A 26,010-nucleotide genomic window follows, 5' to 3' on the forward strand; every position below is an offset into this window, starting at 1 on the left:
GGCGGCCTGGTGACGCAGCCGTCGTGAGTGCACTGTCGGTTCGGTATGCAGCACGCTGTACGACGCGGCTCGGGGACAGAGCCCGTCGCTCTCTTCCGGGCGCCTTCCGCGCCCGGCCACGACACGCAACTCCCGCACGCGGTCCGTGCCCTGACACACCGGTATGTCCGGCCTGTCGGCCTCCGCGCCCCGCGCCCCTCTCTCAGTCGTCACTCACTCATTCCTGGAGTCCGCGATGGACCGTCCCTCCCTGCAGACCGTGGCCGTCGTCGGCCTCGGCACCATGGGCACCGGAATTGCCGAGGTGCTCGCCCGTGCTGGCCGTGAGGTCATCGGCATCGACATCAGCGAGGCCGCCGCCGCCCAGTCGGTGACCGCACTGGAGTCCTCGACCGCCCGCGCCGTCAAGCGTGAGCTGCTCACCGAGGAGGAGCGGCAGGGCGCGCTGGCCCGCTTCCGCACCTTCGTCGACCTTCAGGCCGCGGCCGATGCCGACCTCGTCATCGAGGTGGTCCCGGAGTCGTACGACGCCAAGCACGAGGTCATCAAGGAACTCGACGCGATCGTCCGCCCGGACACCATCCTGGCCACCGGGACGAACGCCCTGTCCGTGACCCGGCTCGCCGCCGACTCGGCCCGCCCCGAGCGGGTGCTCGGGCTGCACTTCTTCAACCCGGCCCCGGCGATGAAGCTGGTCGAGGTGGTCTCCTCGGTGCTCACCGACCCGCAGGCCGTCGAGGCCGTGACGTCGCTCGCCGTGGACCTCGGCAAGGAGCCGGTGTCGGTCGGCGACCGGCCCGGATTCGTCGCGGACGGGCTGCTGTTCGGCTACCTCAACCAGGCCGCCGCGATGTACGAGGCGAAGTACGCGTCCCGCGAGGACATCGACGCCGCGATGAAGCTGGGCTGTGGGCTGCCGATGGGCCCGCTGGCGCTGCTCGACCTGATCGGTATCGACACCGCGCGTACGGTCCTGGAGGCGATGTACGCCGACTCCCGCGACCGGCTGCACGCACCGGCGCCGATCCTGGGGCAGCTCAGCGAGGCGGGACTGACCGGCCGGAAGTCGGGCCGTGGCTTCTACACGTACGAGGCGCCCGGCAGCGACGCCGTGGTGCGGGACGCGCTCACGCCGCTGGCGGACGCGCCGGTCGCGGCGGGCCGCACGATCGAGTCGGTCGGCGTCGCGGGCTCCGGCACGATGGCGTCCGGGATCGCCGAGGTCTTCGCCAAGGCCGGGTACCCGACCGTGCTCGCCGCGCGCAGCCCGGAGAAGGCGGAGGCCGCCAAGGCCCGTATCGCCAAGTCGCTCGCGCGCTCGGTGAGCAAGGGCCGGATGACGCAGGACGCGGCCGACGAGGTGCTGGCCAGGATCACCCCGGCGGGGACGCTCGACGCGTTCGCCGACGTGGATCTGGCCGTCGAGGCGGTGGCCGAGGACCTGGCCGTCAAGCAGCAGCTTTTCGCCACGTTCGACAAGGTGTGCAAGCCGGGTGCTGTGCTCGCGACCACCACCTCGTCGCTGCCCGTCGTCGCCTGCGCCCGCGCCACCTCGCGCCCGCAGGACGTGATCGGGATGCACTTCTTCAACCCGGCCCCGGCGATGAAGCTGGTCGAGGTGGTCCGCACCGTGCTGACCTCGGACGATGTCCACGCGACCGTCCGCGAGGTGTGTGCCAAGGTCCGTAAGCACCCGGTGGACTGCGGCGACCGCGCCGGGTTCATCGTGAACGCGCTGCTGTTCCCGTACCTCAACAACGCGATCAAGATGGTGCAGGAGCACTACGCGACGCTCGACGACATCGACGCCGCGATGAAGCTCGGCGGCGGCTACCCGATGGGGCCCTTCGAGCTCCTGGACGTCGTCGGCCTCGATGTGTCGCTCGCGATCGAGAAGGTGCTGCACCGCGAGTTCCGCGACCCGGGCCTGGCCCCGGCGCCGCTGCTGGAGCATCTGGTGGCCGCGGGGTGCCTGGGGAGGAAGACGGGGCGCGGCTTCCGCGAATATGCGAGGCCCTGAGCCACACGCGGACTGGGGCGGGCTGCTCGGCCCTTCGGGCAGTACCGTCCCTGGTCCGCCTCCCGTTGCGTACATGCAGTACGTTCGGTGCATGCCCCAGCCCACAGAGCCTGGCCGACGCCCTCCGCGTACGCCCGGCAAGCCCGCCACGACCGACGCCGCCCCGGAGAACTCCGCGGGCAGCCGCGCCGCGACGCAACGGCTCAAGATGCGCCGGGAGCTGGCCGCCGCGGCCATGGAGCTGTTCGCGACCAAGGGCTACGAGGCCACGACGGTCGATGAGATCGCCGCTACGGCCGGGGTCGCCCGCCGGACCTTCTTCCGGCACTTCCGCTCCAAGGAAGAGGCGATCTTCCCCGACCACGACGACACCCTGATCCGCGCGGAGGCGGTGCTGAACGCGGCGCCGCCGCACGAGCACCCGCTGGACACGGTGTGCCGTGGCATCAAGGAAGTCATGAAGATGTACGCCGCGTCGCCGACGGTCTCCGTGGAGCGATACCGGCTCACCCGTGAGGTACCGACCCTGCGCGAGCGCGAGATCGCCTCGGTCGCCCGGTACGAGCGGCTGTTCACCCGCTATCTGCTCGGCCACTTCGACGAGCAGGCGCACCACGACGGCAACGACGACCCGCTGCTCGCCGAGGTCGCCGCGTCCGCGGTGGTCACCGCGCACAACCACGTACTGCGGCGCTGGCTGCGGGCGGGCGGCCAGGGTGACGTGGAGACCCAGCTCGACCGGGCCTTCGCGATCGTCCGGCGGACCTTCGGTACGGGCATCGGCGCGGGGCGCTCCGCGGAGCCGCAGCCGGGTGCCGCGGCGGCGGTGCGGGAACGGGGCGAGGTGCTGGTGACCGTGGCCCGTACGGACGCGCCCCTGGACGAGGTCATGCGCACGATCGAGAACGCGCTGCGCGACCGGATGTAACACCAGACACCCCACGTTCCGCCATGTGCACCACACCGGGCGGGCCCCCACCGGGCCCGCCCGGTTTTTGTGCCTACCGTGGATACGTGACTTTCGCACCATCTCTGACCTGCGATGATCGATCATCGCTCATCTGTTGCCACCAAGTGACAACTGAGAGAAATTCCTGGCACTCAGTGTCTTGCCGACTGGCACCGGGTGTCATACGTTGATGTTGTCCGGGCGACCGGCGTGCAGCGAACATCCGTACGCCGGCTGTCCCCTCAACCGCCCGGACGCCTGCGTCACAGGCAACCTCCCGCGCCCCACCAAGGCGCTGCCGAAGCACCACCTCCGCCGAACCGACGGCACACCTCCACAGCACATCCCGACGTTCCCTCAAGCGTCCCCTCAACATGCTTCGCCGGAGGCACCCCGTGAAGGAAATCCTCGACGCGATCCAATCGCGAGACAGTTCTGCCGCCGACTTCGCGGCCCTGCCCATTCCCGAGTCGTACCGCGCGATCACCGTGCGCAAGGACGAGGCCGGAATGTTCGAAGGCGTGGAGTCCCGTGACAAGGACCCACGCAAGTCGCTGCACCTCGACGAGGTGCCGGTGCCCGAACTCGGCCCGGGCGAGGCGCTGGTGGCCGTCATGGCCTCCTCCGTGAACTACAACTCCGTCTGGACCTCGATCTTCGAGCCGGTGTCCACCTTCGGCTTCCTGGAGCGGTACGGACGGCTCAGCGAGCTCACCAAGCGGCACGACCTGCCGTACCACGTCATCGGCTCCGACCTCGCGGGCGTCGTCCTGCGCACCGGCCCCGGCGTGAACGCCTGGAACCCCGGTGACGAGGTCGTCGCGCACTGCCTCTCCGTCGAGCTGGAGTCGTCCGACGGCCACAACGACACGATGCTCGACCCGGAGCAGCGCATCTGGGGCTTCGAGACGAACTTCGGCGGGCTCGCGGAGATCGCGCTCGTCAAGTCGAACCAGCTGATGCCCAAGCCGGACCACCTGAGCTGGGAGGAGGCCGCCTCCCCCGGGCTGGTCAACTCCACGGCGTACCGCCAGCTGGTGTCCCGTAACGGCGCCGGGATGAAGCAGGGCGACAACGTCCTGATCTGGGGTGCGAGTGGCGGCCTCGGCAGCTACGCCACCCAGTTCGCCCTCGCGGGCGGCGCCAACCCGATCTGTGTCGTCTCCAGCGACCAGAAGGCGGAGATCTGCCGGAAGATGGGCGCCGAGGCGATCATCGACCGCAACGCCGAGGGCTACAAGTTCTGGAAGGACGAGCACAACCAGGACCCGCGTGAGTGGAAGCGCTTCGGCAAGCGCATCCGCGAGCTGACCGGCGGTGAGGACGTGGACATCGTCTTCGAGCACCCGGGCCGTGAGACCTTCGGCGCCTCGGTGTACGTCACCCGCAAGGGCGGCACCATCGTCACCTGCGCCTCGACCTCGGGCTACAACCATGAGTACGACAACCGCTACCTGTGGATGTCGCTGAAGCGGATCATCGGCTCCCACTTCGCCAACTACCGCGAGGCGTGGGAGGCCAACCGGCTGATCGCCAAGGGCAAGATCCACCCGACCCTGTCGAAGGTGTACTCGCTGGAGGAGACCGGGCAGGCCGCCTTCGACGTGCACCGCAACCTCCACCAGGGCAAGGTCGGGGTGCTCGCGCTCGCCCCGCAGGAGGGCCTCGGTGTGCGCGACGAGGAGAAGCGCGCGCAGCACATCGACGCCATCAACCGCTTCCGGAACGTCTGAGGTCACCCGATGACAGAGCGCCAGAAGGACCGGCCGTGGCTGATGCGGACCTACGCCGGTCACTCCACCGCCGAGGCGTCCAACGAGCTGTACCGGCGCAATCTCGCCAAGGGCCAGACCGGCCTGTCGGTCGCGTTCGACCTGCCGACGCAGACCGGCTACGACCCCGACCACATCCTCGCCCGTGGCGAGGTCGGCCGGGTCGGGGTTCCGGTCTCCCATGTCGGTGACATGCGGCGGCTGTTCCAGGACATCCCCCTGGAGCAGATGAACACCTCGATGACGATCAACGCCACGGCCATGTGGCTGCTGGCGCTCTACCAGGTCGTCGCCGAGGAACAGGGCGCCGACATCAGCCAGTTGCAGGGGACGACGCAGAACGACATCGTCAAGGAGTACCTCTCGCGCGGGACGCATGTCTTCCCGCCGGGACCCTCGCTGCGGCTGACCACCGACATGATCACGTACACGGTGGCGCACATCCCCAAGTGGAACCCGATCAACATCTGTAGCTACCACCTGCAGGAGGCCGGGGCCACACCGGTGCAGGAGATCGCGTACGCGATGTCCACGGCGATCGCCGTGCTCGACGCCGTACGGGACTCGGGCCAGGTGCCGCCGGAGAAGTTCGGGGACGTGGTCGCCCGGATCTCGTTCTTCGTGAACGCGGGCGTCCGCTTCGTCGAGGAGATGTGCAAGATGCGGGCGTTCGGCCGCATCTGGGACCAGGTGACGCGTGAGCGGTACGGCATCGAGAACGCCAAGCAGCGCCGCTTCCGCTACGGCGTCCAGGTCAACTCCCTCGGCCTGACCGAGGCGCAGCCGGAGAACAACGTCCAGCGGATCGTCCTGGAGATGCTGGCCGTCACCCTCTCCAAGGACGCACGCGCGCGTGCCGTGCAACTCCCGGCGTGGAACGAGGCGCTGGGGCTGCCGCGCCCCTGGGACCAGCAGTGGTCGCTCCGCATACAGCAGGTGCTGGCCCACGAGTCGGACCTGCTGGAGTACGAGGACATCTTCGCCGGGTCGCATGTCATCGAGGCCAAGGTGGCGGAACTGGTCACCGACTCGCTGGCCGAGATGGACCGCATCCAGGAGATGGGCGGCGCGATGGCGGCCGTCGAGTCCGGCTACCTGAAGTCCCAGCTGGTCTCCTCGCACGCCGAGCGGCGGGCCCGGATCGAGGCGGGCGACGAGAAGATCATCGGCGTCAACTGCTTCGAGTCCACCGAGCCGAACCCGCTCACCGCGGACCTGGACGGCTCGATCATGTCCGTGGACCCGGCCGTCGAGGGCCGGGTCACCGCGGCGCTGCGCGACTGGCGCGACAACCGCTACCAGCCGCCGTTCAACCACCCGCGGCCCTGCAAGGCGCTGGAGAAGCTGAAGGAAGCCGCCGCCACCGACGCGAACCTCATGGAGGCGACGCTGGAGTGCGCACGCGCCGGTGTGACGACCGGCGAGTGGGCCGGGGCGCTGCGGGAGGTGTTCGGCGAGTTCCGGGCGCCCACGGGCGTCTCGTCGGCTCCGGTCGCGGTCACCGCCGAAGCGGGCACCCCGCTGGCCGTCGTACGCGACAAGGTCGCCCGGACGGCCACCGAGATGGGCTCCGGGCGGCTGCGGCTGCTGGTCGGCAAGCCCGGCCTGGACGGGCACTCCAACGGCGCCGAGCAGATCGCCGTACGCGCGCGTGACGCCGGTTTCGAGGTGGTCTACCAGGGCATCAGGCTCACGCCCGAGCAGATCGTCAGCGCCGCGCTCGCCGAGGACGTGCACTGCGTCGGCCTGTCGATCCTCTCCGGCTCGCACGCCGAACTGGTGCCCGATGTACTCGACCGGCTGCGCGAAGCGGGCGCCGCCGACATCCCGGTGATCGTCGGCGGGATCATCCCGAACGGCGACGCCGAGGAACTGAAGCGCGCGGGCGTGGCCGCCGTCTTCACCCCGAAGGACTTCGGTATCACGGAGATCATCGGCCGTATCGTCGACGAGATCCGGAAAGCGAACAAGCTCGACCCTCTGGAGGTCCCCGCATGACCCAGCCCCACCCGGTGAACCGGCTCCGCCCGCGCCGCTCCTGCCTCGCGGTCCCCGGCTCCAACCCGCGCTTCCTGGAGAAGGCCCAGGGCCTCCCGGCCGACCAGGTCTTCCTGGACCTGGAGGACGCCTGCGCGCCGCTGGCCAAGCCGGACGCCCGGCACACCATCGTGAAGTTCCTGAACGAGGGTGACTGGACGGGCAAGACCCGGGTCGTGCGCGTCAACGACTGGACGACCCACTGGACGTACCGCGACGTGGTCACGGTCGTCGAGGGCGCGGGCCAGAACCTCGACTGCATCATGCTGCCCAAGGTCCAGGACGCCCAGCAGGTCGTCGCCCTGGACCTGCTGCTCACGCAGATCGAGAAGACCATGGGCTTCGAGGTCGGCAAGATCGGCATCGAGGCGCAGATCGAGAACGCCAAGGGCCTGGTCAACGTCGACGAGATCGCCGCCGCCTCGCCGCGCGTGGAGACCATCATCTTCGGCCCGGCCGACTTCATGGCGTCCATCAACATGAAGTCCCTGGTCGTCGGCGAGCAGCCGCCCGGCTACCCGGCGGACGCGTACCACTACATCCTGATGCGCATCCTGATGGCCGCCCGCACGCACAACCTGCAGGCCATCGACGGCCCGTACCTCCAGATCAAGAACATCGACGGCTACAAGGCGGTCGCCCAGCGCGCCGCGGCCCTCGGTTTCGACGGCAAGTGGGTGCTGCACCCCGGCCAGGTCGACGCGGCCAACGAGGTCTTCTCGCCCTCCCAGGAGGACTACGACCACGCCGAACTGATCCTGGACGCCTACGAGTACTTCACGTCCGAGGAGGGCGGCAAGAAGGGCTCGGCGATGCTCGGCGACGAGATGATCGACGAGGCCAGCCGCAAGATGGCGCTGGTCATCTCGGGCAAGGGCCGGGCCGCCGGCATGCAGCGCACGTCCACGTTCGAGGCCCCGGAGGCGTAAGACACATGCAGTTCGGCCGCACCTACGAAGAGTTCACCGTCGGGGACGTCTACAAGCACTGGCCGGGAAAGACGGTCACGGAGTACGACGACCACCTCTTCTGTCTGCTCACCATGAACCACCACCCGCTCCACATGGACACCAACTACGCGGAGCAGACGACCGACTTCGGCAAGAACGTCGTCGTGGGCAACTACATCTACTCGCTGCTGCTCGGCATGTCGGTCCCGGACGTCTCGGGCAAGGCGATCGCCAACCTGGAGATCGAGTCGCTGAAGCACGTGGCGCCGACCTTCCACGGCGACACCCTCTACGGCGAGACGACCGTCCTGGACAAGACGCCGTCGAAGTCCAAGAACGACCGTGGAATCGTCTACGTGGAGACCAAGGGCTACAAGCAGGACGGCACGCTGGTCTGCGTGTTCCGCCGCAAGGTGATGGTCCCCACCGAGACGTACATCAAGGAGCGCGGCGGCGAGCAGCCCGGCCGCCCGGAGCTGAAGGCACAGGAGAAGAAGTAGTCATGAGCCGACTCGCCCAGACCGCTGGCCTCACCGACATCCAGCAGGAAATCCTGTCCACGGTGCGGGACTTCGTCGACAAGGAGATCATCCCGGTCGCTACCGAGCTGGAGCACCGCGACGAGTACCCGACGCAGATCGTCGAAGGCCTCAAGGAACTCGGCCTGTTCGGGCTGATGATCCCCGAGGAATACGGGGGTCTGGGCGAGTCGCTGCTCACCTACGCGCTGTGCGTGGAGGAGATCGCGCGCGGCTGGATGAGCGTGTCCGGCATCATCAACACCCACTTCATCGTGGCGTACATGCTCAAGCAGCACGGCACGCAGGAGCAGAAGGACACCTTCCTGCCGCGGATGGCGCTGGGCGAGGTGCGCGGCGCCTTCTCGATGTCGGAACCGGCGCTCGGCTCCGACGTTTCGGCGATCACGTCCAAGGGCGTCAAGGACGGCGACGAGTACGTCTTGAACGGTCAGAAGATGTGGCTGACGAATGGCGGTTCGTCGACGCTCGTGGCGGTTCTGTGCCGGAGTGACGAAGGACACCCCGAGGGCACCGCGCCGCACAAGTCGATGACCACCTTCCTCATCGAGAAGGAGCCCGGCTTCGGAGAGGTCCGCCCCGGCCTCACCATCCCCGGGAAGATCGACAAGATGGGCTACAAGGGTGTCGACACCACCGAGTTGATCATGGACGGACTGCGCATTCCGGCCAATCGGGTCCTCGGCGGCACCACCGGCCGAGGGTTTTACCAAATGATGGACGGCGTCGAGGTCGGCCGCGTCAACGTCGCGGCGCGTGGCTGCGGAGTCGCACAGCGTGCCTTTGAGCTGGGTGTCTCGTACGCCCAGCAGCGCCACACCTTCGGCAAGCCGATCGCCCAGCACCAGGCGATCCAGTTCAAGCTCGCCGATATGGCGACCAAGGTCGAGGCCGCGCATGCGATGATGGTAAACGCAGCACGCAAAAAGGACTCCGGGGAGCGAAACGACCTTGAGGCTGGGATGGCGAAGTACCTCGCCTCCGAGTACTGCAAGGAGGTCGTGGAGGACGCCTTCCGGATTCACGGCGGCTACGGCTTCTCCAAGGAGTACGAGATCGAGCGCCTCTACCGCGAGGCTCCGATGCTGCTGATCGGTGAAGGAACCGCCGAGATCCAGAAAATGATCATTGGACGCCGACTGCTGGAGGAGTACCGATTCCAGGGATGAAAGTCCCTTTTGGTGACTTTCGTCGGGACGAAGATCACACCCTGTCAACGCTTCTGAGCGACCGACTCGGCTTCGTGGCTTGCCCAGTTGTGGCTGGCAACCGATACCATCCGGTAAGGCCGCCGCCGTCCCCCTCTGAAGCGCGGCATCATCCGCTACGAAGGTCATCCATGCCCCACAGCCAAACCCCTGCCCCCCGCGAAGGCTTCCCCAAGGGACGGCTCGCGCGCGGAGCATCGCCGTGGCTCCTGCCGACCGTCGCCACCGCAGCGCTGAGCCTCGCCCGCGCGCGCCGTTCCAAGCGCGCCGCGGCCGTGGCCGTGCCCGCCACGGCGCTCGCGGCGGGCATGCTGTGGTTCTTCCGCGACCCCGAGCGAGAGATCGCCCAGGGCCAGATCATCTCTCCGGCCGACGGCGTGGTGCAGAGCATCATGCCGTGGAAGGACGGGCGCACCCGCGTCGCGATCTTCATGAGCCCGCTGAACGTCCACGTCAACCGCGCGCCCCTGGCGGGCACGGTGACGTCCGTCGAGCACGTACCCGGCGGGTTCGTTCCGGCGTTCAACAAGGAGAGCGAGAACAACGAGCGCGTTGTCTGGCACTTCGACACCGAGCTCGGTGACATCGAGATGGTGCAGATCGCGGGCGCGGTCGCGCGCCGTATCGTGCCCTACATCCCCCAGGGCACGAAGGTGGAGCAGGGCGAGCGCATCGGCCTGATCCGCTTCGGCTCGCGCGTCGACCTCTACCTCCCGGAGGGAGTCGACGTCGCCGTCGAGGTCGGTCAGAAGACCGTGGCGGGGGTGACTCGCATTGAGCGTGGTTGATCCCGACACCCAGGCTGGCTGGGTCGCGGAGTCCGAGGACAAGGACGCGGACGGTGCCGACTGCGCCGAGGACATGCCGCTGTCACTGCGGCTGTCGATAGCGGACACCCTCACGCTCGGTAACGCCACCTGTGGCTTCATGGCGGTGTACTTCACCACCACCGGCATCCTGATTCCGCATGTCACCGGCACCGAGGTCACGGGCATGGCCCGGCACTCGGCCGCGACCGCGGTGATCCTGATACTGTGCGCGGCCGTCTTCGACCTCTTCGACGGGCTGGTGGCACGCAAGCTGCGCAGCTCGCCGATGGGCGCCGAGCTGGACAACCTCTCGGACCTGATCAGCTTCGGTCTCGCGCCCGCGTACTTCGTGCTCGTGTACGGGATGGTCGCGGACGGCGCCCACCAGCGGGTCGCCGCGGTGAGCGCCATCGTGGTGCTGCTCGCGGTGGTCCTACGGCTGGCGAGATTCTCCGTCGTGACGGTGAAGGACGGCACCTTCCAGGGCATGCCGAGCCCCTTCGGGGCGCTCACGGTGGTCTCGATCGTGCTGCTGGAGCTGCCGTTCATCGCCACGCTGCTGGCGATCATCGGTACCGCGTGGCTGATGGTGAGCCGGGTCGAGTACCCGAAGCCGCGGGGTCCTCTCGCGGTGGCGATGCTGGCGTGGATCGTGTCCGCGATGGGGCTGCTCGCGGCCTGGGCGTTCGACGCGCCCGGGGGGCAACTGCTGCTCCAGACGGGGTGCGCGCTGCAACTGGTGCTCGGTGCGGTCATTCCGTTGTTCGCCACGGCTCGCCGGGTCAACAACTTCCGCGACAACCGGCGTGAGGCGCGTGCGGCGCAGCTGCCGTAGCGTTCCTGACGCACGTTGAAGGGCCCGAACCATCTGGTTCGGGCCCTTCAACGTTGTCGGGACGAAAGCGTTGCCGGGCGGGTCAGTCGGAAGCGAAGGACTGGGCCGCCTCGGAGGTGGCGGCCTCGCGGACCGCCGTGGCGCCACCCTTGGCGGACTTGTCCGGTTGCAGGATGACGCTCTCCAGGGACGACGGCGCCTTCGGCTCGGAGTAGTTCTGGACGCCGAAGCCGGAGTCGTACGCGGACATCGTGCGCAGGGCCTTGGCGACGCCCTCACGCGTCAGGTCCTTGTCCTTACAGGCCGTCTTCAGCGCCTCCCCGAACGTCGAGGCGGCCGTCCAGCCCGCGACGACGCCGTTGTCCAGGCCGTCCTTGGGGTAGGCCTTCGCGTAGTCGGCCGCCAGCTTGCTCGGGCCGTCCGCGGCGTCGCCGATGGGCAGCGACGGCGAGGCGACGAAGTACATCTTCTCCAGGGCCGGACCCGCCTGTGTGCCGAGCAACTGCGGGGCGAACGCCGAGTTGTTGCCGATGATCGGGACCTTGAGCCCGCTCGCGGCCGCGACACCGACCAGCGAGGCCGCCTGCGCCGGTCCCGCGCTCAGCACGATCGCCTTGACCTTCGCCTGCTTCAACGCCGCCACCTGCGCGGACATATCGCTGTCGGTGGGCTTGATCTTCTGCTCGACGATCGAGAGGCCGGACTCCTTCGCCATGTGCCGCGAGCCCTCGAGCGCGTTCTCGCCGTAGTCGCCCTCGAAGTACACATGACCGATCTTGTCGCCCTTCTTGACACCCTTCTCCTTCATCAGGAAGTCGATCGCGTTGATCGTCTCGATGTCGTACGTGGAGCCGATGACCCGGATGTACTCGCTGCCGAGGAGCGCCGCCGACCAGGCCTGCGGCACGATGAGCGCTTTGCTGTCCTCGTTGCGCTTCTTGACCGCGGCGACGAAGGGCGAGCCGATGAACTGGGCGTAGCCGAGGACCTTCGGCTCCAGTTCGGTGTAGGCGGAGACGGCCTTCTGCGGGTCGTAGCCGTGGTCGCGCACGGTCAGCTTGAGTTGACGGCCGCAGATGCCGCCCGCCTCGTTGGTCTGCTTCACATACAGCTGCTGGGCCTGGGTGACGCTCTTGCCGAGCGTCGCGTAGACGCCGGACATGTCCGTGAGCGCGCCCAGCGTGATCTCCTTCTCCGTCACGCCGACGCCGGTCCTCACTCCTTGCGCGTCGTCCTTGCCTTCATCCTTCGCGTCGCTGGCCTTGGAACTGCATCCGGCGGCGCCAGCGAGGGCGAGCAGCGCCGCGAGTGCGGTGGCGGTGGCCTTGGTCGTGGCCTTGGTGGTGGTCTTGGTGGTGGCCTTGGTACGCGGGGGCAGCACACTCATCGTTTCTCTCCTGAGGTTGACATCGTGGTGCGCCGGGCGACGAGCCTGATCAGGCCGCCTGGCAGGAAGAGCACGACCGCCACGACGGCGGCGCCGTACAGGTACGCGGAGGCCTCGCCCGGGCTGACCCCGCCCGTTCCCGGGGTGGCGACCAGCGGCAGGGCGTCGCTGTAGCGGGTGAGGACCTGCGGCAGCATCGAGACGAAGACGGCTCCCACCACGGCTCCCCCGACCGAGCCGAGCCCCCCGATGACGATCATGGCGAGGTACTGGAGCGAGACGACCATGCCGAACTGCGAGGGCGTGACGTTCTGGAAGACCAGCGCGAGCAATACCCCCGCCAGGCCCGCGTACATCGAGGACAGGACGAAGACGGCGGCCCGGTAACGGGCGACCGGCACGCCCATCACGCCCGCCGCGATGCGGTGGTCGCGGATGGCGTTCATGGCGCGTCCCGGGCGGCCCCGCAGCACTCCGCGGGCGAACAGGGCGCAGCCGAGCAGCAAGGCGAGACCGACGTACCAGAGCTTCTCGGCCGAGCCGAACGGGACCCCGGCGACGAGGAGTTCGGAGCGGTCGAAGCCGAAGCCGAACAGATTCAGGGCGGGCACCTCGCGGCCCAGGGCGCCGCCGGTCAGATCGGTGGCGTTGTCGATGACGTGCAGGCCGATGACGATCAGGGCGAGGGTGGCGATACCGAGGTACGCGCCACGCAGCCGTCCGGCGATCGGGCTGAAGAGCCCACCCGCGAGCCCGGTCAGCACGACCGCGAGGAGCGCGGCGAGCCAGGTGGGCAGGCCCAGGCCCGTATAGCGGCCCTCGCTGTCACCTGCCAGGGCGGTGTAGCCGTACGCGCCGACGGCCAGGAAGAAGGCGTGTCCCATGGAGAGCTGGCCGGTGGAGCCGGTCAGCAGGTTGAGGCCGATGGCGCCGATCGCGGCGGCCATGGCGAACAGGCCCGCCTGGAGCCAGAAGGTGTCCAGATAGAACGGCAGCGCGAGCAGCAGCAGCGCCCCCGCGACCCATCCGTAGCCGCCCGGCCGGGTGAGGGGCCGGGGCACCCGCGTGGCGGTCTTGGCGGCGGCCCGCAGGGGCGGAACGTTCTGCTTCTGCTTCTGCTTCTGGTTCTGGTTCTGGTCGGTGATGTCAGACACGGGCCAGCTCCTTCGTGCCGAACAGTCCGGCGGGGCGCAGCAGGAGGATGGCGACCATCACCAGATAGGGCGCGAGTTCCCCAAGCCCCCTGCCGAGGAAGGTCAGGTCCCCCTGATAGCCGGTGGCGAGCGACTCGGTGACTCCGACGATGAGTCCACCGACGAGGGCACCGGTGGTGGAGTCGAGTCCACCGAGTATCGCGGCCGGGAAGGCCTTCATCGCCACCTGTGCGGTGGATTTCTCCAGACCCGGGGTCGGGAAGACGGTCAGGAACAGGGCGGCGACGGCGGCCAGTCCGCCCGCCACCGCCCAGGCGCCGAGTGAGACCCGGCCGAGCCGGATGCCCATCAGGGCCGCGGTCCCGGCGTTCTCCGCCGCCGCCCGCATCGCCACCCCCCAGGAGGTGTAGCGGAAGGCCAGCAGGAACGCGGTGATCAGCAGTCCGGCGGCGAGCAGCGCCGCCACCCGGGTCTGGGCGAGGGAGACCGCGCCGATGGTGAGCACCCGATCGCCCCACGGGTCGCCGACACTGAGGATGTCGGTGCCCAGACGGCGTCCGATGTCGGCGACCAGCATGATGTCGACGCCGATGGTGACGATGGCCAGCACACTGTGGTCCGCGCCCCGGTAGCGGCGCATCACCAGGAACTCGATGGCCGCGCCGACCAGCGCGGCCCCGGCGATACCGGTGAGCAGCGCGAGCCAGAAGCCGATGTCGTCGCTGAGTACGGCGGTGATGTAGCCGCCCGCGAGGAGCAGCGAGGCGTGGGCGAAGTTGACGACCTCGGTCGCGCGGAAGATCACCACGAAGCCGAGGGCGATCAGGGCGTACACGGAGCCCAACGAGATGCCGTTCAGCAGCAGTTCGATGAAGATCGTCACGAGGCGGCCTCCCCGTCCCGCTGCGCGTGCTGCTCCCCGTCTTGCTCCCCGTCTTGCTCCCCGTCTTGCTCCGCGTGCGCTGGTTCGTCCTCGCCGAGGTAGGCGCGGATGACCGCGGGGTCGTTCTGCACGTCGGCGGGGGCGCCGCCCGCGATGCGGCGGCCGAAGTCGAGTACGGTCACCGCGTCGGCGAGCCGCATCACCACGCCCATGTCGTGTTCGACCAGGACGATCGAGATGCCGAGGCTGTCCCGGACCCCGGCGATGACCGCCGCGGTGCGCCGCCGTTCGTCGGCGGTCATCCCCGCCACCGGCTCGTCCAGGAGCAGCAGTTCGGGCTCCATGCACAGGGCGCGGCCCAGCTCGGCCAGCTTCTGCTGCCCGTACGGCAGTGATCCGGCCGGGCGGTCGAGCTGGTCCTCCAAGCCGACGAACGCGGCGATCTCCCGTACCCGGGCCCGGTGGCGCGCCTCCTCGCGGGCGGCGGACGGCAGCCGCAGCCCGGCCGCGACGAATCCGGTACGGGTGAGGCGGTGACGGCCGAGCAGCAGGCTGTCGGCGACCGTGGCGCGCGGTGGCAGGGCGAGGTTCTGGAAGGTGCGCGCGATCCCGAGTCCGGCGATACGGTGCGGAGGCATCCCGGTGAGCTCGTGCGCGCCGAACCGTACGCTGCCGGAGGTGGCCCGGTAGACGCCGGACAGGACGTTGAAGCAGGTGGACTTTCCGGCGCCGTTGGGGCCGATCACGGCGTGTACGGTGCCGGGGTCCACGGTGAAATTCACCTGGTCCAGTGCGGTGAGACCGGCGAACCGTACGGTCACATCCCGCACTTGTAGGGGCACAGCGGTGGTCATCAGCCCTCCCAGCGGGACAGGACGGGGTGCGTGGTGTCGGCCTGGGACGCGTCGGCGGCGGCGTCCTCGTCGACCACGCCGAGGTAGCGGCGGCGTACCTCGTCGGACGCGGCGAGCTCGTCCGCCGGGCCGGACAGCGTGATCTCGCCGACCTCCAGGACGTAGGCGTAGGAGGCCAGCCGCAGGGCGAGTGCGGCGTTCTGCTCGACGAGCAGAACGGAGGTGCCCTGGCTGTTGATCTCCCTGATGGTGTCGGCGATCCGGGCGGCCATCAGTGGGGCGAGACCGAGCGAGGGCTCGTCGAGCAGCAGCAGCCTCGGCGAGGCCATCAGGGCGCGGCCGACGGCGAGCATCTGCTGTTCGCCACCGGAGAGCAGTCCGGCGCGCTGCCCGGAGCGTTCGGCGAGGACCGGGAAGAGCTCGCGGACCCGGCGCAGGGCGGCGGCCTTCGCCGGCCGGTCGCCGCGGGAACCGAGCGCTCCGGCGCGCAGGTTGTCGTCGACCGTCATCCGGGCGAAGACCTGGCGGCCCTCGGGGACCTGGGACACTCCGGCGGCGACCACGCGGTCCGGTGGCAGGCTGTGCAGCGGCCGTCCGCCGAAGTGCACGGTGCCCCCGGTGACGGCTCCGCCGTGGAAGGACAGTGCCCGCGAGATGGCTCGTAGCAGCGTGGACTTTCCGGCGCCGTTGCCGCCGAGGACCGTGACCACGCTGCCTTCGGGTACCTCCAGTGACACCGCGCGCAGGGCCCGTACCGGGCCGTAGCCCACCACCAGGTCCCGTACTTCGAGTGCGGCACCTCCCATGACTCCCCTTCCTCTGCTCTCGTCTGCCTTCTTCGACGGCGTTCGATGGCGCACAGACCAGCACCGACCAGTCGGTATGTCTACGCCCCGTGGCTGAATCGCTGCCCGTGACCAGCGGGTGCGGCGGCGGGTTGTGCACGCGCACAACGCCCTGTGTCAGGGGTCTGCCGCTGGCCGGGAACAGGTGGCATGCTCCGGGGCTATGGGTGGGCGCAGACCCCGTACGGGGCATGAGTGGAAGGTGCTCGCTGAGGCGTGCGAGACGCTTCTCGATGGCCTTCCCGACCTGGTGGACGACTACCTGCGACTGCTCGCCGAGCACTCGCTGACGTACGGGCGGGTCATCCCGTACGACCAGCACTGGCAGGAGGCCGAGGAGGCGATCCGGATCGGCGTGACGGCGATCCGGGCGCCCCGTGGATCGCCGCGCCGGGACCTGGAACACGCCCAGTGGCTCGGGCGGCACCGGGCGCAGCAGGGGCTGCCGCTCGACCTGCTGGTGCACGCGTACCGGCAGGCGGGGCGGCTGGTGTGGGAGGCGTTGCTGGAGGCCACGTCGGCGCGGCAGCCGGAGCGGCTGGCCGTACTGATGCGGTCGTCGACGATGGTGTGGTCGGCGGTCGACGAGCAGGCGGACACCGTATCGGAGGCGTACCGGGCGACCGAGCTGGAGCTGCGGCGGCGTACCGACGAACGGCTCCAGGCGCTCCTTGACGCGCTCCTGGAGGGCCGTCAGGGGCCTGAGCTCACCTCACGGGCGGCGGCGGGCCTGGATCTGCCCGAGCACGGCCGGTACGCGGTGGTGGTGCTGCCGCTTGAGCGGCGCGACGGGCGGGAGCCCCTGCACCGGCTGATCCAGGGCACCGGCATGCGGTTCATGTGGCGGATGCGGGCGGACTGCGAGGTGGGGGTGGTGGCGATGGCCGCGGACACCGGGCTCGACGCGGTCGCCGATCTGCTCGCCGTGGGCTGTCCCGGGCCCGGTGGGGTCAGCCCGGTCGTGGAGGGTCTCGCCGAGCTGGGGCGGGCGCGTCGGCTGGCCGAGCTGGCGCTGCGTACCTGCCCACCGGACGCTACGGAGATCGCCCGCCTGGACCGGCGGATGCCGACCGCGCTGGTGGTCAGCCAGCCGGACCTGGCGGGGCGGCTGGTGTCGGACGTGTTCGGCGCGTTGCTGGAGCTGGACCCCACGGACCGGACGGTGCTCCTGGAGACGCTGGACGCGTGGCTGGAGTGTGAGGGCTCCGCGGGCCGGGCGGCCAGCCGCCTCTACTGCCACCGCAACACGGTCTTCAACCGCCTGCGGCGGCTGGAGCAGCTGACGGGGCGGGCGCTGTCCCGCCCCCGGGACCTGACGGAAATGACCTTGGCCCTGGACGCACACCGGCTGTCGCCGAGCGGCTGAGGGGGGCGCCCGGGCTCGGGCGTGGGGCGCCTGCGGCGGGCTTCTCCCCCACCCCGCCCCTTCCCGTAACTGGGGCTCCGCCCCAGACCCCGGTCCTCAATCGCCGGACGGGCTGAAGATTTCAGCCCGTCCGGCGATTGAGGACGAGCCCCAAGGGCGATCGGGGGGCCTGGGGGCTTGCCCCCAGTTTCGGGAAGGGGCGGGGTAGGGGAAGAATCCCTGACCCGCAGCCCCTAGACCAGCACGTCCCCCGCGATCCGCTCCGCGACCCGCTCCAGGATCGGCCCCGCATCGGCGATGCAGCGCGCCACATCCGGCTCGACCTCCGTCAGCGGGTACGCCCGCCGGATGCCCGCCGCCGCGAGCGCGTCGGCAGACAGCGCGAGGCGGCCGCAGACAGCGACGACCGGGACCCCCGCCGCACGCGCCGCCGCCGCGACGCCCGCAGGAGCCTTGCCGTGCAGCGTCTGCTCGTCGAGCGAGCCCTCACCGGTGATGACGAGGTCGGCCCGCGCGAGGGCCGGAGCGAAGCCCAGGACGTCGAGCATCACGTCGATGCCGGGACGGAACCGCGCGTCGAGCCCGACGAGCGCCCCGTACCCGATGCCACCCGCCGCCCCGGCGCCCGGCGCCTGAGCGCAGGTGGCCGCCTTGGGGCCGACGGCCTTCTCCAGGACGACGGCGAAGTGCGCCAGCGCGGCGTCGAGCGCCCGCACATCGTCAGGGCTCGCCCCCTTCTGCGGCCCGTACACCGCGGGCGCGCCCTTCGGCCCGGTCAGCGGATTGTCGACATCGCTGGCGAGGATGAGGTCCACATCGGCCAGCCGCGGGTCGAGCCCCGAGAGGTCAGCGGTGGCCAGATCACGCAGCGGACCGCCGCCGGGGGCGACCGGCTGTCCGTCCGCGTCCAGGAAGCGCGCCCCGAGCGCGGCCAGCATCCCGGCGCCGCCGTCGGTGGTGGCGCTGCCACCGACACCGAAGACGATCGTCCGGGCCCCGGCCTCCAGCGCCGCGAGCAGCAGTTCGCCGGAGCCGTATGTGCTGGACGTGAGCGGCGCGAAGACGCCGTCGGGCAGCAGCTGGAGGCCGGAGGCCTCGGCCATCTCCACCACCGCGGTGTCTCCGCGCAGCGCGTACGCGGCGGTGACCTCGCTGCCGAGCGGCCCGGTGACCCGTACCTCCCGGCGCTCGAAACCGCCCGCCACCGCGGCCGCCACCGTGCCGTCGCCGCCGTCCGCCACGGGCAGCGCCTCGACCTGGACCCCTGGCGCCACCCGGCGCAGCCCGGCCGTCACCCGCTCGGCGACCTGCACGGCCGTCAGCGAGCCCTTGAACTTGTCCGCGGCGATCAGCACCCGCCGTGTCTCGGTGCTTTCCGTCGCCACCGCTGCAGCGTCAGCCACCTTGGAATCCCCTTGCTCTCTGGGCCTTGCTCGCGTCAAGGCAGTCGCGCCGCTGCGACTTTAACCTCAGGCGCCGCCCGCTGCCCATGGCCGCCCTCACGGTGAGACGGCGCGCCCCCCGGAAGAAACCGGAGATTTCCCACCATAGTGGGATGGCATGAGTACGGATGCCCTCGACCAGCCCCACCAGAGCACCCCGCCCGACCCGCCCGGCCCGTCTGACAGCCCACCCCCCGACCACATCCTGGTCGGTATCGGCGTGGCCGTGGTGCTCGCGGTCGTCGGCTGGGCGTCGTTCGGCCAGGACTCGTTCAGCAGTGCGTCGGACTCCGCGCTGGCCTGGGTGCTGGGCAACTTCGCCTGGCTGTTCGTGATCGCCGCCGATGTCTTCCTGGTCCTGTGCGTCGTCATCGCGCTGAGCCGTTTCGGCCGGATCAGGCTGGGCCGGGACGACTCCGAGCCGGAGTTCAACAACCTGGCGTGGATCGCGATGATGTTCAGCGCGGGCATGGGCATCGGCCTGATGTTCTACGGCGTCGGCGAGCCGCTGACCCACTACCTCACCCCGCCCCCGATGACGGGGGCCACCGGCCAGACCGGCGACGCGGCCAACATCGCGCTCCAGTACTCCTTCTTCCACTGGACGCTCGTCCCCTGGGCGATCTACGGCGTCGCGGGCCTAGCGCTCGCGTACGCCGGATACCGCAAGGGCCGCGGCAACCGGCTCAGCTCGGCATTCGTACCGCTCCTCGGGGAGCGCCGGGCAGCGGGCTGGCAGGGCCGGGTCATCGACCTGCTCGCCGTGTTCGCCACCGTCTTCGGCACCGCGACCAGCCTGGGCCTGGGCGCGCTCCAGGTCTCCAAGGGCCTGCACCTCACCGCGGGCGCGGACGACACCACCCGCCTCCAACTGGTCATCATCATCTCGCTGGGCGCCGCCTTCGTGGCCTCGGCCTTCTCCGGGCTCCACCGGGGCGTCAAGTGGCTCAGCACCATCAACATCGTGCTGGCCACCGGCCTGATGGTCTTCGTCTTCGTCCTCGGCCCGACCGTGTACATCCTGGACGCGATTCCGGAGAGCGTCGGCGGCTTCGTGCACTGGTTCATCCCCATGGCGACCCGCGCTGGATCGTTCGGCAACAGCGACTGGCTGGGCGCCTGGACGGTCTTCTACTGGGCGTGGTGGCTGTCCTGGGCGCCGTTCGTCGGGACGTTCATCGCCAGGATCTCCCATGGCCGGACGATCCGGGAGTTCCTGATCGGGGTGCTCCTGGTCCCCAGCTCCGCCACGGTCGTCTGGTTCTGCGTCATGGGCGGCACCGGCATGAGGCTCGACGAGACCGGCCAGGTCGACATGGGGGCCAAGCTGGGGGAGGGCGTGGAGGCGTCCCTGTTCGGGATGCTGGACGGGCTGCCGCTGTCCACGCTCACCTCCTGGGTGGCGATGCTGCTGGTCATGACGTACTTCGTGACCAGCGCCGACTCGGCGTCGCTGGTGATGGGCTCGCTCACCAGCCGGGGCGCCCTGCACCCCAGGACCTGGCTGGTCGTCGGCTGGGGTGTGCTGATGGGGACGGTCGCCGCGGTGCTGCTGGTGGAGGGTGGCCTGGACTCGCTGAAGACGGCCACCATTCTGGTCGCGCTGCCGTTCGTGGTGGTGATGCTGCTGCTCTGCTACTCGCTGGTGAAGGAGTTGCGCGACGATCCCGGCGCGGGCCCGACCCGCCACCACGCGCTGCACGGCCTGCGGGACGCGGTCAAGGCGATGGTGGGCGACGCGATCACCGAACATCAGCCCCCTGAGCGCGGCCACCACCGACTGCGGCGCACCGCGAAGACCCGCACCCAGAACGAGAACCAACCACCGACAGACCACTGACCACTGACCACTGACCCTCTACGCTCTGGCCACTGACCCTCTAGGCTCGGGAGAGTGACAGTCGACTACGCCACGTACATCGCCGGACTCCCCAAGATCCTCGCCGGTGCCGCCATGCTGCTGCGCGACACCGAGGGACGCGTGCTGATTCTGGAACCCAACTACCGTGACGGCTGGGCCCTGCCCGGCGGAACCATCGAGTCCGACCAGGGCGAGACACCCCGGCAGGCGGCGCGCCGCGAGACGATCGAGGAGATCGGCCTCGACGTGCGGCCCGGCCGACTGCTCGCCATCGACTGGGTGTCGGGCGCGGACCGGCCCCCGATCGCCTCGTACCTCTACGACGGCGGCGTGCTCTCCCAGGACCAGCTGGACGCGATCGTGCTGCAGAAGGAGGAACTGGACTCCTGGCGGCTGGTCGCCCCGGCGGACCTCAAGGAGTACGGCCCACCGTGGTTCGCCAGCCGCCTCACCGCCGTACTCCACGCGCTGGAGAACGGCACCGAAGTGGTGGAGCTGGAAAACGGCCAGGAGGTACCACGATGACCGTCCGCCGCATCGTGCCCAACGTACAGTCCGACGCCCCGCGCGAAACCGCCGACTTCTACGGTCTGTTGGGCTTCGTCGAGGTGATGAACCTCGGCTGGATCACCACCCTCGCCTCACCAGACAACCCCACAGCCCAGATCAGCATCATGCGCGAGGACAAATCCGCACCCGTCGTCCCGGACCTGAGCGTCGAGGTCGACGACGTGGACGCGACCTACGCCGCCGCACTGGCCAGCGGCGCGGAAATCGTCCACCCACTGACGGACGAGGACTGGGGCGTCCGCCGCTTCTTCGTACGCGCCCCGGACGGCCGCGTGGTCAACGTACTCACCCACCGCTAGCTCCTTCCCCCCGTCAGAACAGGGCGGTCCCACCTTCGAAGTCCAGCAGCCGCTGCTTGCGCTCCAGGCCGCCGCCGTAGCCGGTGAGGCTTCCGTGCGCGCCGACCACCCGGTGGCAGGGCACGATGATGCCGATCGGGTTCTTCCCGTTGGCGAGACCAACGGCGCGTGACGCGCCGGGTTTGCCGAGCGCTTCGGCGAGCTCACCGTACGAGCGGGTCTCGCCGTACGGGATCTCCCGCAGCCCGTCCCAGACGCTGCGCTGAAAGGGCGTGCCCTCCAGGTGCAGCGGCAGGTCAAACTCCTTGAGACCGCCCACGAAGTACGCTCGGAGCTGGCGGACGACCTCGTCGAACGGGGTGTCGTCGGGGCTGCCGAAGGTCTCCTCGGCCGGGCGATGACGCTGGTCGGTCATGTAGAGCCCGGACAGGACACCGTCGGTGGCGACGAGCGTGAGAGGTCCGTAGGGGCTGTCAATCACTGTGTGCTGCTTCGTGCACTGCTGCGTGTTCTGCGTCACCGCTGGTGTCCTTACGCGGGGATGGGGTTTATGGGCTTCCACTGAGGCTCAACGCCTACTGTGACCCACTCCCGCCCGATGCACTGGTGGTAAAACGACGTGACCGTCCCGACACATACCGCTCCCGGCACGCCGCGATCTACTGTCGGCGCTCGTGCACACCTGATGGTGACGCGCCATACTCCAGGCGAAACGGTCCCATGTCGTCCGAACGAATCCCCAAGGAAGCACGGAGGCCGGTGTGCCCCGTTGCGGCTCCTGCGCCCTGTCGCCTTCGGACGGCGGGGGCTTCCTGCTGTCCGCGTGTGAGGCAACGGCTCCCGCTCAAGGAGGAGTCAGAGTTGTACCTGTGCCGTTCAGTTCCGGCGCGCGGCGCCGTTCGGCCATACGACCTCGACCGGGAGGCCCGCCTCGCGGGCCTCGACGACAGTGTCCGCGGTGCCGCCGCCCTTGCCCGTGGGCGACTCACCGCTCCAGACCGCGACGAGCCGGTCGGCTCGCTTGAGGAGAGTGCGGTTGGCGTCCTCGTAAGCGTGCCGGTTGGCCGTGTCGTGGGCGAGCACGAGCACCTCGTCGGCGGCTGCCGTGAGCCGGTCGAATGTCTCCGCGTGATCGGGTTTGACCTTGGCCTGCCGGTAGTCCCGCGAGGGGATCACCGCCACCAGGCGTCCACCGAGTTCCAGGACGATCTCGGCGAACAGAGAATCGGAGCCCTTCGCGATGCAGGACACTCCGGTCAGGTCACCGTCGGCATAGGGCTTGAGGGCCTCGCGGACTGCGTCACGTACCAGGGGCACGCTGGCGTCGGTCAGGTCCATGTGGCCGGTGACAGCGATGGTGGTCACGGTTCTCCTCGCTTCGACAACTGGTCGCGGATCATAGTGCGTGCCTCGGCTACAGCTCGTGACGCCCCTCGGCCGACGGTGTACGGGTACAGGTGGCTGAGCTGGGTGCGGACCCGGCTGGACTGCGTACACGCCGCCGCCTCGACGGCCTGGCGCGTCTGCTCAACGGCACCGGGTAGGTCGCCCAGGAGGAAGTGGCACTCGGCCAGGCCGATCAGGTCCAGGGCGTGGCTGCGCCCAGCCTCAGGACCACGCGTTGCCAGTGCCTTGTTGATCGACTCCGCAGCGGTCTCGGCGTGCTGGCGCGGATTCTGTCGGGCCAGGTCCAGCAGCCGTCCGCCCGTTACCCCGGCGAGTTCGGCACGGTCGAAGTACGTGATCCAGTACGGCTCATCGCCTGGATCGGCATCGGCCAGCGTGTCGGCTGCCTCCGACGTGGCCCGCCGGAAGGCAGCGCTTCGGCCCATGGCCACGTAGGCCCACGCCTCTCGGGTGTGGAGCATGGCGCGCACGCGCGGCCCCACGGTCCTGTGCGCACGCTTGTGGGCGAGATGCACGAGTTCAAGGGCGTCCTGCGGCCGGTCCCGGCACAGCATCTGCCGGGCCATCCCCGCCAGCACGTTGACGCCGAACGCCGTGTCGCCTCCGGCATGGGCCGCGCGCAGCGCGAGCCGGTAGTAGTTCTGCGCCTGCTTGTGCATTCCAGAGTCCCATGCCATCGTCGCCGCGGTGCCGCCGAGGTAGGCCATGACGCGGAAGAGGCGCTGTTCGATGGCGGGGGCTTGGTGCTCGTCAAGGTGGCTGGCTACTTCGTTGAGTTGGCCGATGACGGCCTTGCGGCGCAGGCCGCCACCGTACTTGTGGTCCCAGGCGCGGAACGCGCGTGCGGTGCCTTCGAGTTCTTCGATGTCACGCCGTCCCAGGCGTCCGTGGCGCGGGGAGGGCTCTGCTCTAGGGGCGGGCTGGAGCCAGCCTTCGAGGGAATCGAGGAGGGTGGCGCCGGTTGCGGCGGCACCGGCCAGGGCGCGGGTAGCCGCGCGGCGGTCCATCACGAGATCGCTCCTGGTCAGGTCTGCGGCCAGGTGCACGGTCGTGGTGGGGCGCCAGGGAGCGTCGTCGGGTGACCGTGCGGCCGGTGGCTTCGGTGGGTGAACGTCTTCTGACCTGTTGCTGCCCGCTGATGATGGTGGAGACCTTGCCGGGAGTGAGCTGGCAGGCGGCCGCGATGCGGTTCTGCGACAGGCCGCCCCGCTTCTTGAACAGGGAGAAGGCCGCAGCGAAGTCGTGCTCTGTCAGGGCTCGTTTCACGTCGTCCCGGTCGAGGACGTCTGGGTCGAGCGGGCCGGAGGTGGCGGCGTTCATGCGGGCCAACTTCCGGAGTGATCATATGCGCTTCGTCGCGCCTTCCGAACCAGAAACGAGTGTATTACCGGCTCGGTAACACCCGGTGGTCATACCGCAGTTGAACGCGGTCGACGACTCTCTGTGCAGGAGCACCACGGACCCCGGCGCCGCTGTCACGGCCCGGGGCGTGGCCGACTGCGAAGGAGTCGACATGAAGCAACGTACAGCCCACCCACCAGACATGGCAGCGCAGGATCAACGCCCGCCGGACATCGCCACGATGCGCGCCGCCACAGCCGGACTACTTGCTGAGGACTCGCAGTTGCCGCGCTACGAGGACCTGGAGCTGACGCTGCTCCGGCTGCGTGACTTCCTCGCGCTGCTCATCCCGGTCATCGAGGACCTGGCCAGCCCTCTGCCCGCCCGCGACGTGCCCACCCAGTGCGCCCTGGCCGGTGTGAGCACGGCGCGACACCGCCTGAACGATGTCCCCGTTGGGACAGAGAGGGTCGGCCTGGTCTCCGAGGTGAAGCGCGCTCAGCGTCTCGCTCTCTCGGTGGACGCCCTGTGCGACCACTACGAGAACCTGAACGGCATCAGCACATGACGGCGCCGGCCATGACTCGGATCTGCCGCGAGTGCGACGAGCCGACTGGTGAGCCGATCGCCGTCGCCCTGGAACACGCCATGTCGGGCCCTGGCCGGGTCGTCTACCTGTGTCCGCATTGCCGTCGCGCACTCGGGCTGCTCCCACTGGACGAGCACCCGGACGGCAGCGACGGGCGCGTCCACTTCGAGTCCCGCACCCCACCGAGCCTACGGCGGCAGGGGGCGACTGGATTCTGCCGCCGTGTCCTGGACACCGGCTCGGTCTGCTCCCCTTCAGCGCCGACCGGGGCGGGTCCACCAAACCTCTCAAGAAAGGACATCAGCCATGACTGTCTTACTGGAAACTCCCGGCCAGACCGCGTACCGCGATCCCCGGGCGCTGCTCAACGCGGTGCGCCCGTACGTGAAGGAGTGCACGTACAACATCTTCGAGGCCCCCGGCAACGAGGGCAGCCTGTGGGACCGTGAGATCGCGCTGCTGATGCGCGACAACGTCATGGTGCGCGACATGGCGGAGCGCGTCCTCGGGAACGCGGTGATGTACCTGATCACGGCCATGGAGCGCCCTGAGATCCATCTCGGGGTCGGCAAGACCGTGGACATCGGGGTGCATCAGATCATTCTGGACTCTCCGGTGTACTTCGCGTTCTGCCATCTGTACAACAGCGGGCAGTACAAGCACCACGCCCCGCTCGTTGTCCGCAGGAGCGACGGTCTCGTGCTCCGCACCGCCGACGTCCTCCGTGAGCAGGGCTTCGACACGGACGAAGAGCTGTGGGCCATGGACGGCGCGGACTGCTCCCCGTGCGACGACAAGGTCCCCGACAGCCACTGACCGACCAGAGTGCTCCCGCCCCCGCCCCGGCTCTCCACAGGCGGGGGCGGGACACACCCCCCGACACACCCCGAGGA

The 26,010-nt window shown here is 69.5% G+C and carries 24 protein-coding genes; 15 read left to right on the forward strand and 9 right to left on the reverse strand.

What is annotated here, in order from left to right; all coding sequences use genetic code 11:
- The first annotated feature begins 235 nt into the window (after window positions 1-235).
- From GCN81_RS04940 to pssA, 9 genes are all read left to right on the forward strand, one after another.
- Complete coding sequence (locus GCN81_RS04940) at window positions 236-2,020, forward strand: 3-hydroxyacyl-CoA dehydrogenase family protein (RefSeq protein WP_156722198.1); 1,785 nt, start codon at window positions 236-238, stop codon at window positions 2,018-2,020.
- Window positions 2,021-2,111: 91 nt separating this feature from the next.
- On the forward strand, window positions 2,112-2,948 hold the full coding sequence (locus tag GCN81_RS04945; protein ID WP_407697935.1) for a TetR family transcriptional regulator: 837 nt from the start codon (window positions 2,112-2,114) through the stop codon (window positions 2,946-2,948).
- A gap of 416 nt (window positions 2,949-3,364) precedes the next feature.
- A complete protein-coding gene (ccrA, locus tag GCN81_RS04950; RefSeq protein ID WP_156722200.1) occupies window positions 3,365-4,702 on the forward strand; it encodes a crotonyl-CoA carboxylase/reductase in 1,338 nt (445 codons plus the stop codon).
- Between the two features lie 9 nt (window positions 4,703-4,711).
- Window positions 4,712-6,739 carry a protein meaA gene (locus GCN81_RS04955; protein ID WP_156722201.1) on the forward strand — a complete coding sequence of 676 codons (2,028 nt, stop codon included), beginning with the start codon at window positions 4,712-4,714 and terminating at the stop codon, window positions 6,737-6,739.
- Window positions 6,736-7,707: an HpcH/HpaI aldolase/citrate lyase family protein gene (locus GCN81_RS04960; protein ID WP_156722202.1), complete on the forward strand. Its 972-nt coding sequence runs from the start codon at window positions 6,736-6,738 to the stop codon at window positions 7,705-7,707. The genes GCN81_RS04955 and GCN81_RS04960 overlap by 4 nt, the downstream gene beginning before the upstream one ends.
- A 5-nt stretch (window positions 7,708-7,712) precedes the next feature.
- Window positions 7,713-8,228 carry a MaoC family dehydratase gene (locus GCN81_RS04965; protein WP_156722203.1) on the forward strand — a complete coding sequence of 172 codons (516 nt, stop codon included), beginning with the start codon at window positions 7,713-7,715 and terminating at the stop codon, window positions 8,226-8,228.
- A gap of 2 nt (window positions 8,229-8,230) precedes the next feature.
- Window positions 8,231-9,436 (forward strand): acyl-CoA dehydrogenase family protein, encoded by a 1,206-nt coding sequence (locus GCN81_RS04970; RefSeq protein WP_156722204.1) that lies wholly within the window; start codon window positions 8,231-8,233, stop codon window positions 9,434-9,436.
- Between the two features lie 170 nt (window positions 9,437-9,606).
- Window positions 9,607-10,263 carry a phosphatidylserine decarboxylase gene (locus tag GCN81_RS04975; RefSeq protein ID WP_156722205.1) on the forward strand — a complete coding sequence of 219 codons (657 nt, stop codon included), beginning with the start codon at window positions 9,607-9,609 and terminating at the stop codon, window positions 10,261-10,263.
- The gene (pssA, locus tag GCN81_RS04980; RefSeq protein ID WP_156722206.1) at window positions 10,250-11,119 is read left to right on the forward strand and encodes a CDP-diacylglycerol--serine O-phosphatidyltransferase; all 870 of its coding nucleotides are present in this window, start codon (window positions 10,250-10,252) and stop codon (window positions 11,117-11,119) included. The genes GCN81_RS04975 and pssA overlap by 14 nt, the downstream gene beginning before the upstream one ends.
- Before the next feature lie 82 nt (window positions 11,120-11,201).
- Here pssA and GCN81_RS04985 read toward each other — a convergent pair whose 3' ends face one another.
- Genes GCN81_RS04985 through GCN81_RS05005 form a run of 5 tightly spaced genes read right to left on the reverse strand, consistent with a single transcriptional unit; the run spans window position 11,202 to window position 16,203 of the window.
- Window positions 11,202-12,506, reverse strand: coding sequence for an ABC transporter substrate-binding protein (locus GCN81_RS04985; RefSeq protein ID WP_156722207.1), 1,305 nt, complete (start codon window positions 12,504-12,506; stop codon window positions 11,202-11,204).
- Complete coding sequence (locus tag GCN81_RS04990) at window positions 12,503-13,597, reverse strand: branched-chain amino acid ABC transporter permease (protein ID WP_156722375.1); 1,095 nt, start codon at window positions 13,595-13,597, stop codon at window positions 12,503-12,505. The genes GCN81_RS04985 and GCN81_RS04990 overlap by 4 nt, the downstream gene beginning before the upstream one ends.
- Before the next feature lie 55 nt (window positions 13,598-13,652).
- Window positions 13,653-14,543, reverse strand: a complete 891-nt coding sequence (locus GCN81_RS04995; RefSeq protein ID WP_156722208.1) for a branched-chain amino acid ABC transporter permease — start codon at window positions 14,541-14,543, stop codon at window positions 13,653-13,655.
- A complete protein-coding gene (locus GCN81_RS05000) occupies window positions 14,540-15,397 on the reverse strand; it encodes an ABC transporter ATP-binding protein (RefSeq protein WP_197287478.1) in 858 nt (285 codons plus the stop codon). Before GCN81_RS05000 ends, GCN81_RS04995 begins: the two co-directional genes overlap by 4 nt.
- Window positions 15,397-16,203: an ABC transporter ATP-binding protein gene (locus tag GCN81_RS05005; protein ID WP_156722209.1), complete on the reverse strand. Its 807-nt coding sequence runs from the start codon at window positions 16,201-16,203 to the stop codon at window positions 15,397-15,399. The genes GCN81_RS05000 and GCN81_RS05005 overlap by 1 nt, the downstream gene beginning before the upstream one ends.
- A 202-nt stretch (window positions 16,204-16,405) precedes the next feature.
- Here GCN81_RS05005 and GCN81_RS05010 point away from each other — a divergent pair, with 202 nt between their 5' ends.
- Window positions 16,406-17,608: a PucR family transcriptional regulator gene (locus GCN81_RS05010; RefSeq protein WP_156722210.1), complete on the forward strand. Its 1,203-nt coding sequence runs from the start codon at window positions 16,406-16,408 to the stop codon at window positions 17,606-17,608.
- Window positions 17,609-17,841: 233 nt separating this feature from the next.
- On the opposite strand, the gene GCN81_RS05015 is transcribed toward GCN81_RS05010, so the two are convergent.
- Window positions 17,842-19,011, reverse strand: a complete 1,170-nt coding sequence (locus tag GCN81_RS05015) for a glycerate kinase (protein ID WP_231626374.1) — start codon at window positions 19,009-19,011, stop codon at window positions 17,842-17,844.
- A 157-nt stretch (window positions 19,012-19,168) separates the two neighbouring features.
- On the opposite strand from GCN81_RS05015, the gene GCN81_RS05020 reads away from it, so the two are divergent.
- From GCN81_RS05020 to GCN81_RS05030, 3 genes are all read left to right on the forward strand, one after another.
- Entirely contained in the window at window positions 19,169-20,890 is a 1,722-nt protein-coding gene (locus GCN81_RS05020; protein ID WP_156722211.1) for a BCCT family transporter, read from the forward strand.
- A gap of 114 nt (window positions 20,891-21,004) precedes the next feature.
- Window positions 21,005-21,436, forward strand: coding sequence for an NUDIX domain-containing protein (locus tag GCN81_RS05025; RefSeq protein WP_156722378.1), 432 nt, complete (start codon window positions 21,005-21,007; stop codon window positions 21,434-21,436).
- The gene (locus GCN81_RS05030; RefSeq protein WP_156722212.1) at window positions 21,433-21,780 is read left to right on the forward strand and encodes a VOC family protein; all 348 of its coding nucleotides are present in this window, start codon (window positions 21,433-21,435) and stop codon (window positions 21,778-21,780) included. The genes GCN81_RS05025 and GCN81_RS05030 overlap by 4 nt, the downstream gene beginning before the upstream one ends.
- Window positions 21,781-21,793: 13 nt before the next feature.
- Here GCN81_RS05030 and GCN81_RS05035 read toward each other — a convergent pair whose 3' ends face one another.
- The 3 genes from GCN81_RS05035 to GCN81_RS05045 form a co-directional block, all read right to left on the reverse strand.
- Window positions 21,794-22,300 carry a methylated-DNA--[protein]-cysteine S-methyltransferase gene (locus GCN81_RS05035; protein WP_156722213.1) on the reverse strand — a complete coding sequence of 169 codons (507 nt, stop codon included), beginning with the start codon at window positions 22,298-22,300 and terminating at the stop codon, window positions 21,794-21,796.
- A gap of 356 nt (window positions 22,301-22,656) precedes the next feature.
- On the reverse strand, window positions 22,657-23,145 hold the full coding sequence (locus GCN81_RS05040) for a hypothetical protein (RefSeq protein ID WP_156722214.1): 489 nt from the start codon (window positions 23,143-23,145) through the stop codon (window positions 22,657-22,659).
- On the reverse strand, window positions 23,142-24,197 hold the full coding sequence (locus tag GCN81_RS05045) for a hypothetical protein (RefSeq protein WP_231626375.1): 1,056 nt from the start codon (window positions 24,195-24,197) through the stop codon (window positions 23,142-23,144). The genes GCN81_RS05040 and GCN81_RS05045 overlap by 4 nt, the downstream gene beginning before the upstream one ends.
- A gap of 503 nt (window positions 24,198-24,700) precedes the next feature.
- On the opposite strand from GCN81_RS05045, the gene GCN81_RS05050 reads away from it, so the two are divergent.
- Both GCN81_RS05050 and GCN81_RS05055 read left to right on the forward strand, forming a co-directional pair.
- Complete coding sequence (locus GCN81_RS05050; RefSeq protein WP_156722215.1) at window positions 24,701-25,096, forward strand: DUF6415 family natural product biosynthesis protein; 396 nt, start codon at window positions 24,701-24,703, stop codon at window positions 25,094-25,096.
- A 327-nt stretch (window positions 25,097-25,423) separates the two neighbouring features.
- Window positions 25,424-25,933: a hypothetical protein gene (locus GCN81_RS05055; protein ID WP_156722216.1), complete on the forward strand. Its 510-nt coding sequence runs from the start codon at window positions 25,424-25,426 to the stop codon at window positions 25,931-25,933.
- Window positions 25,934-26,010 lie beyond the last annotated feature (77 nt).

Source organism: Streptomyces apocyni, from assembly GCF_009739465.1.
GTDB classification, from domain to species: Bacteria; Actinomycetota; Actinomycetes; order Streptomycetales; family Streptomycetaceae; genus Streptomyces; species Streptomyces apocyni.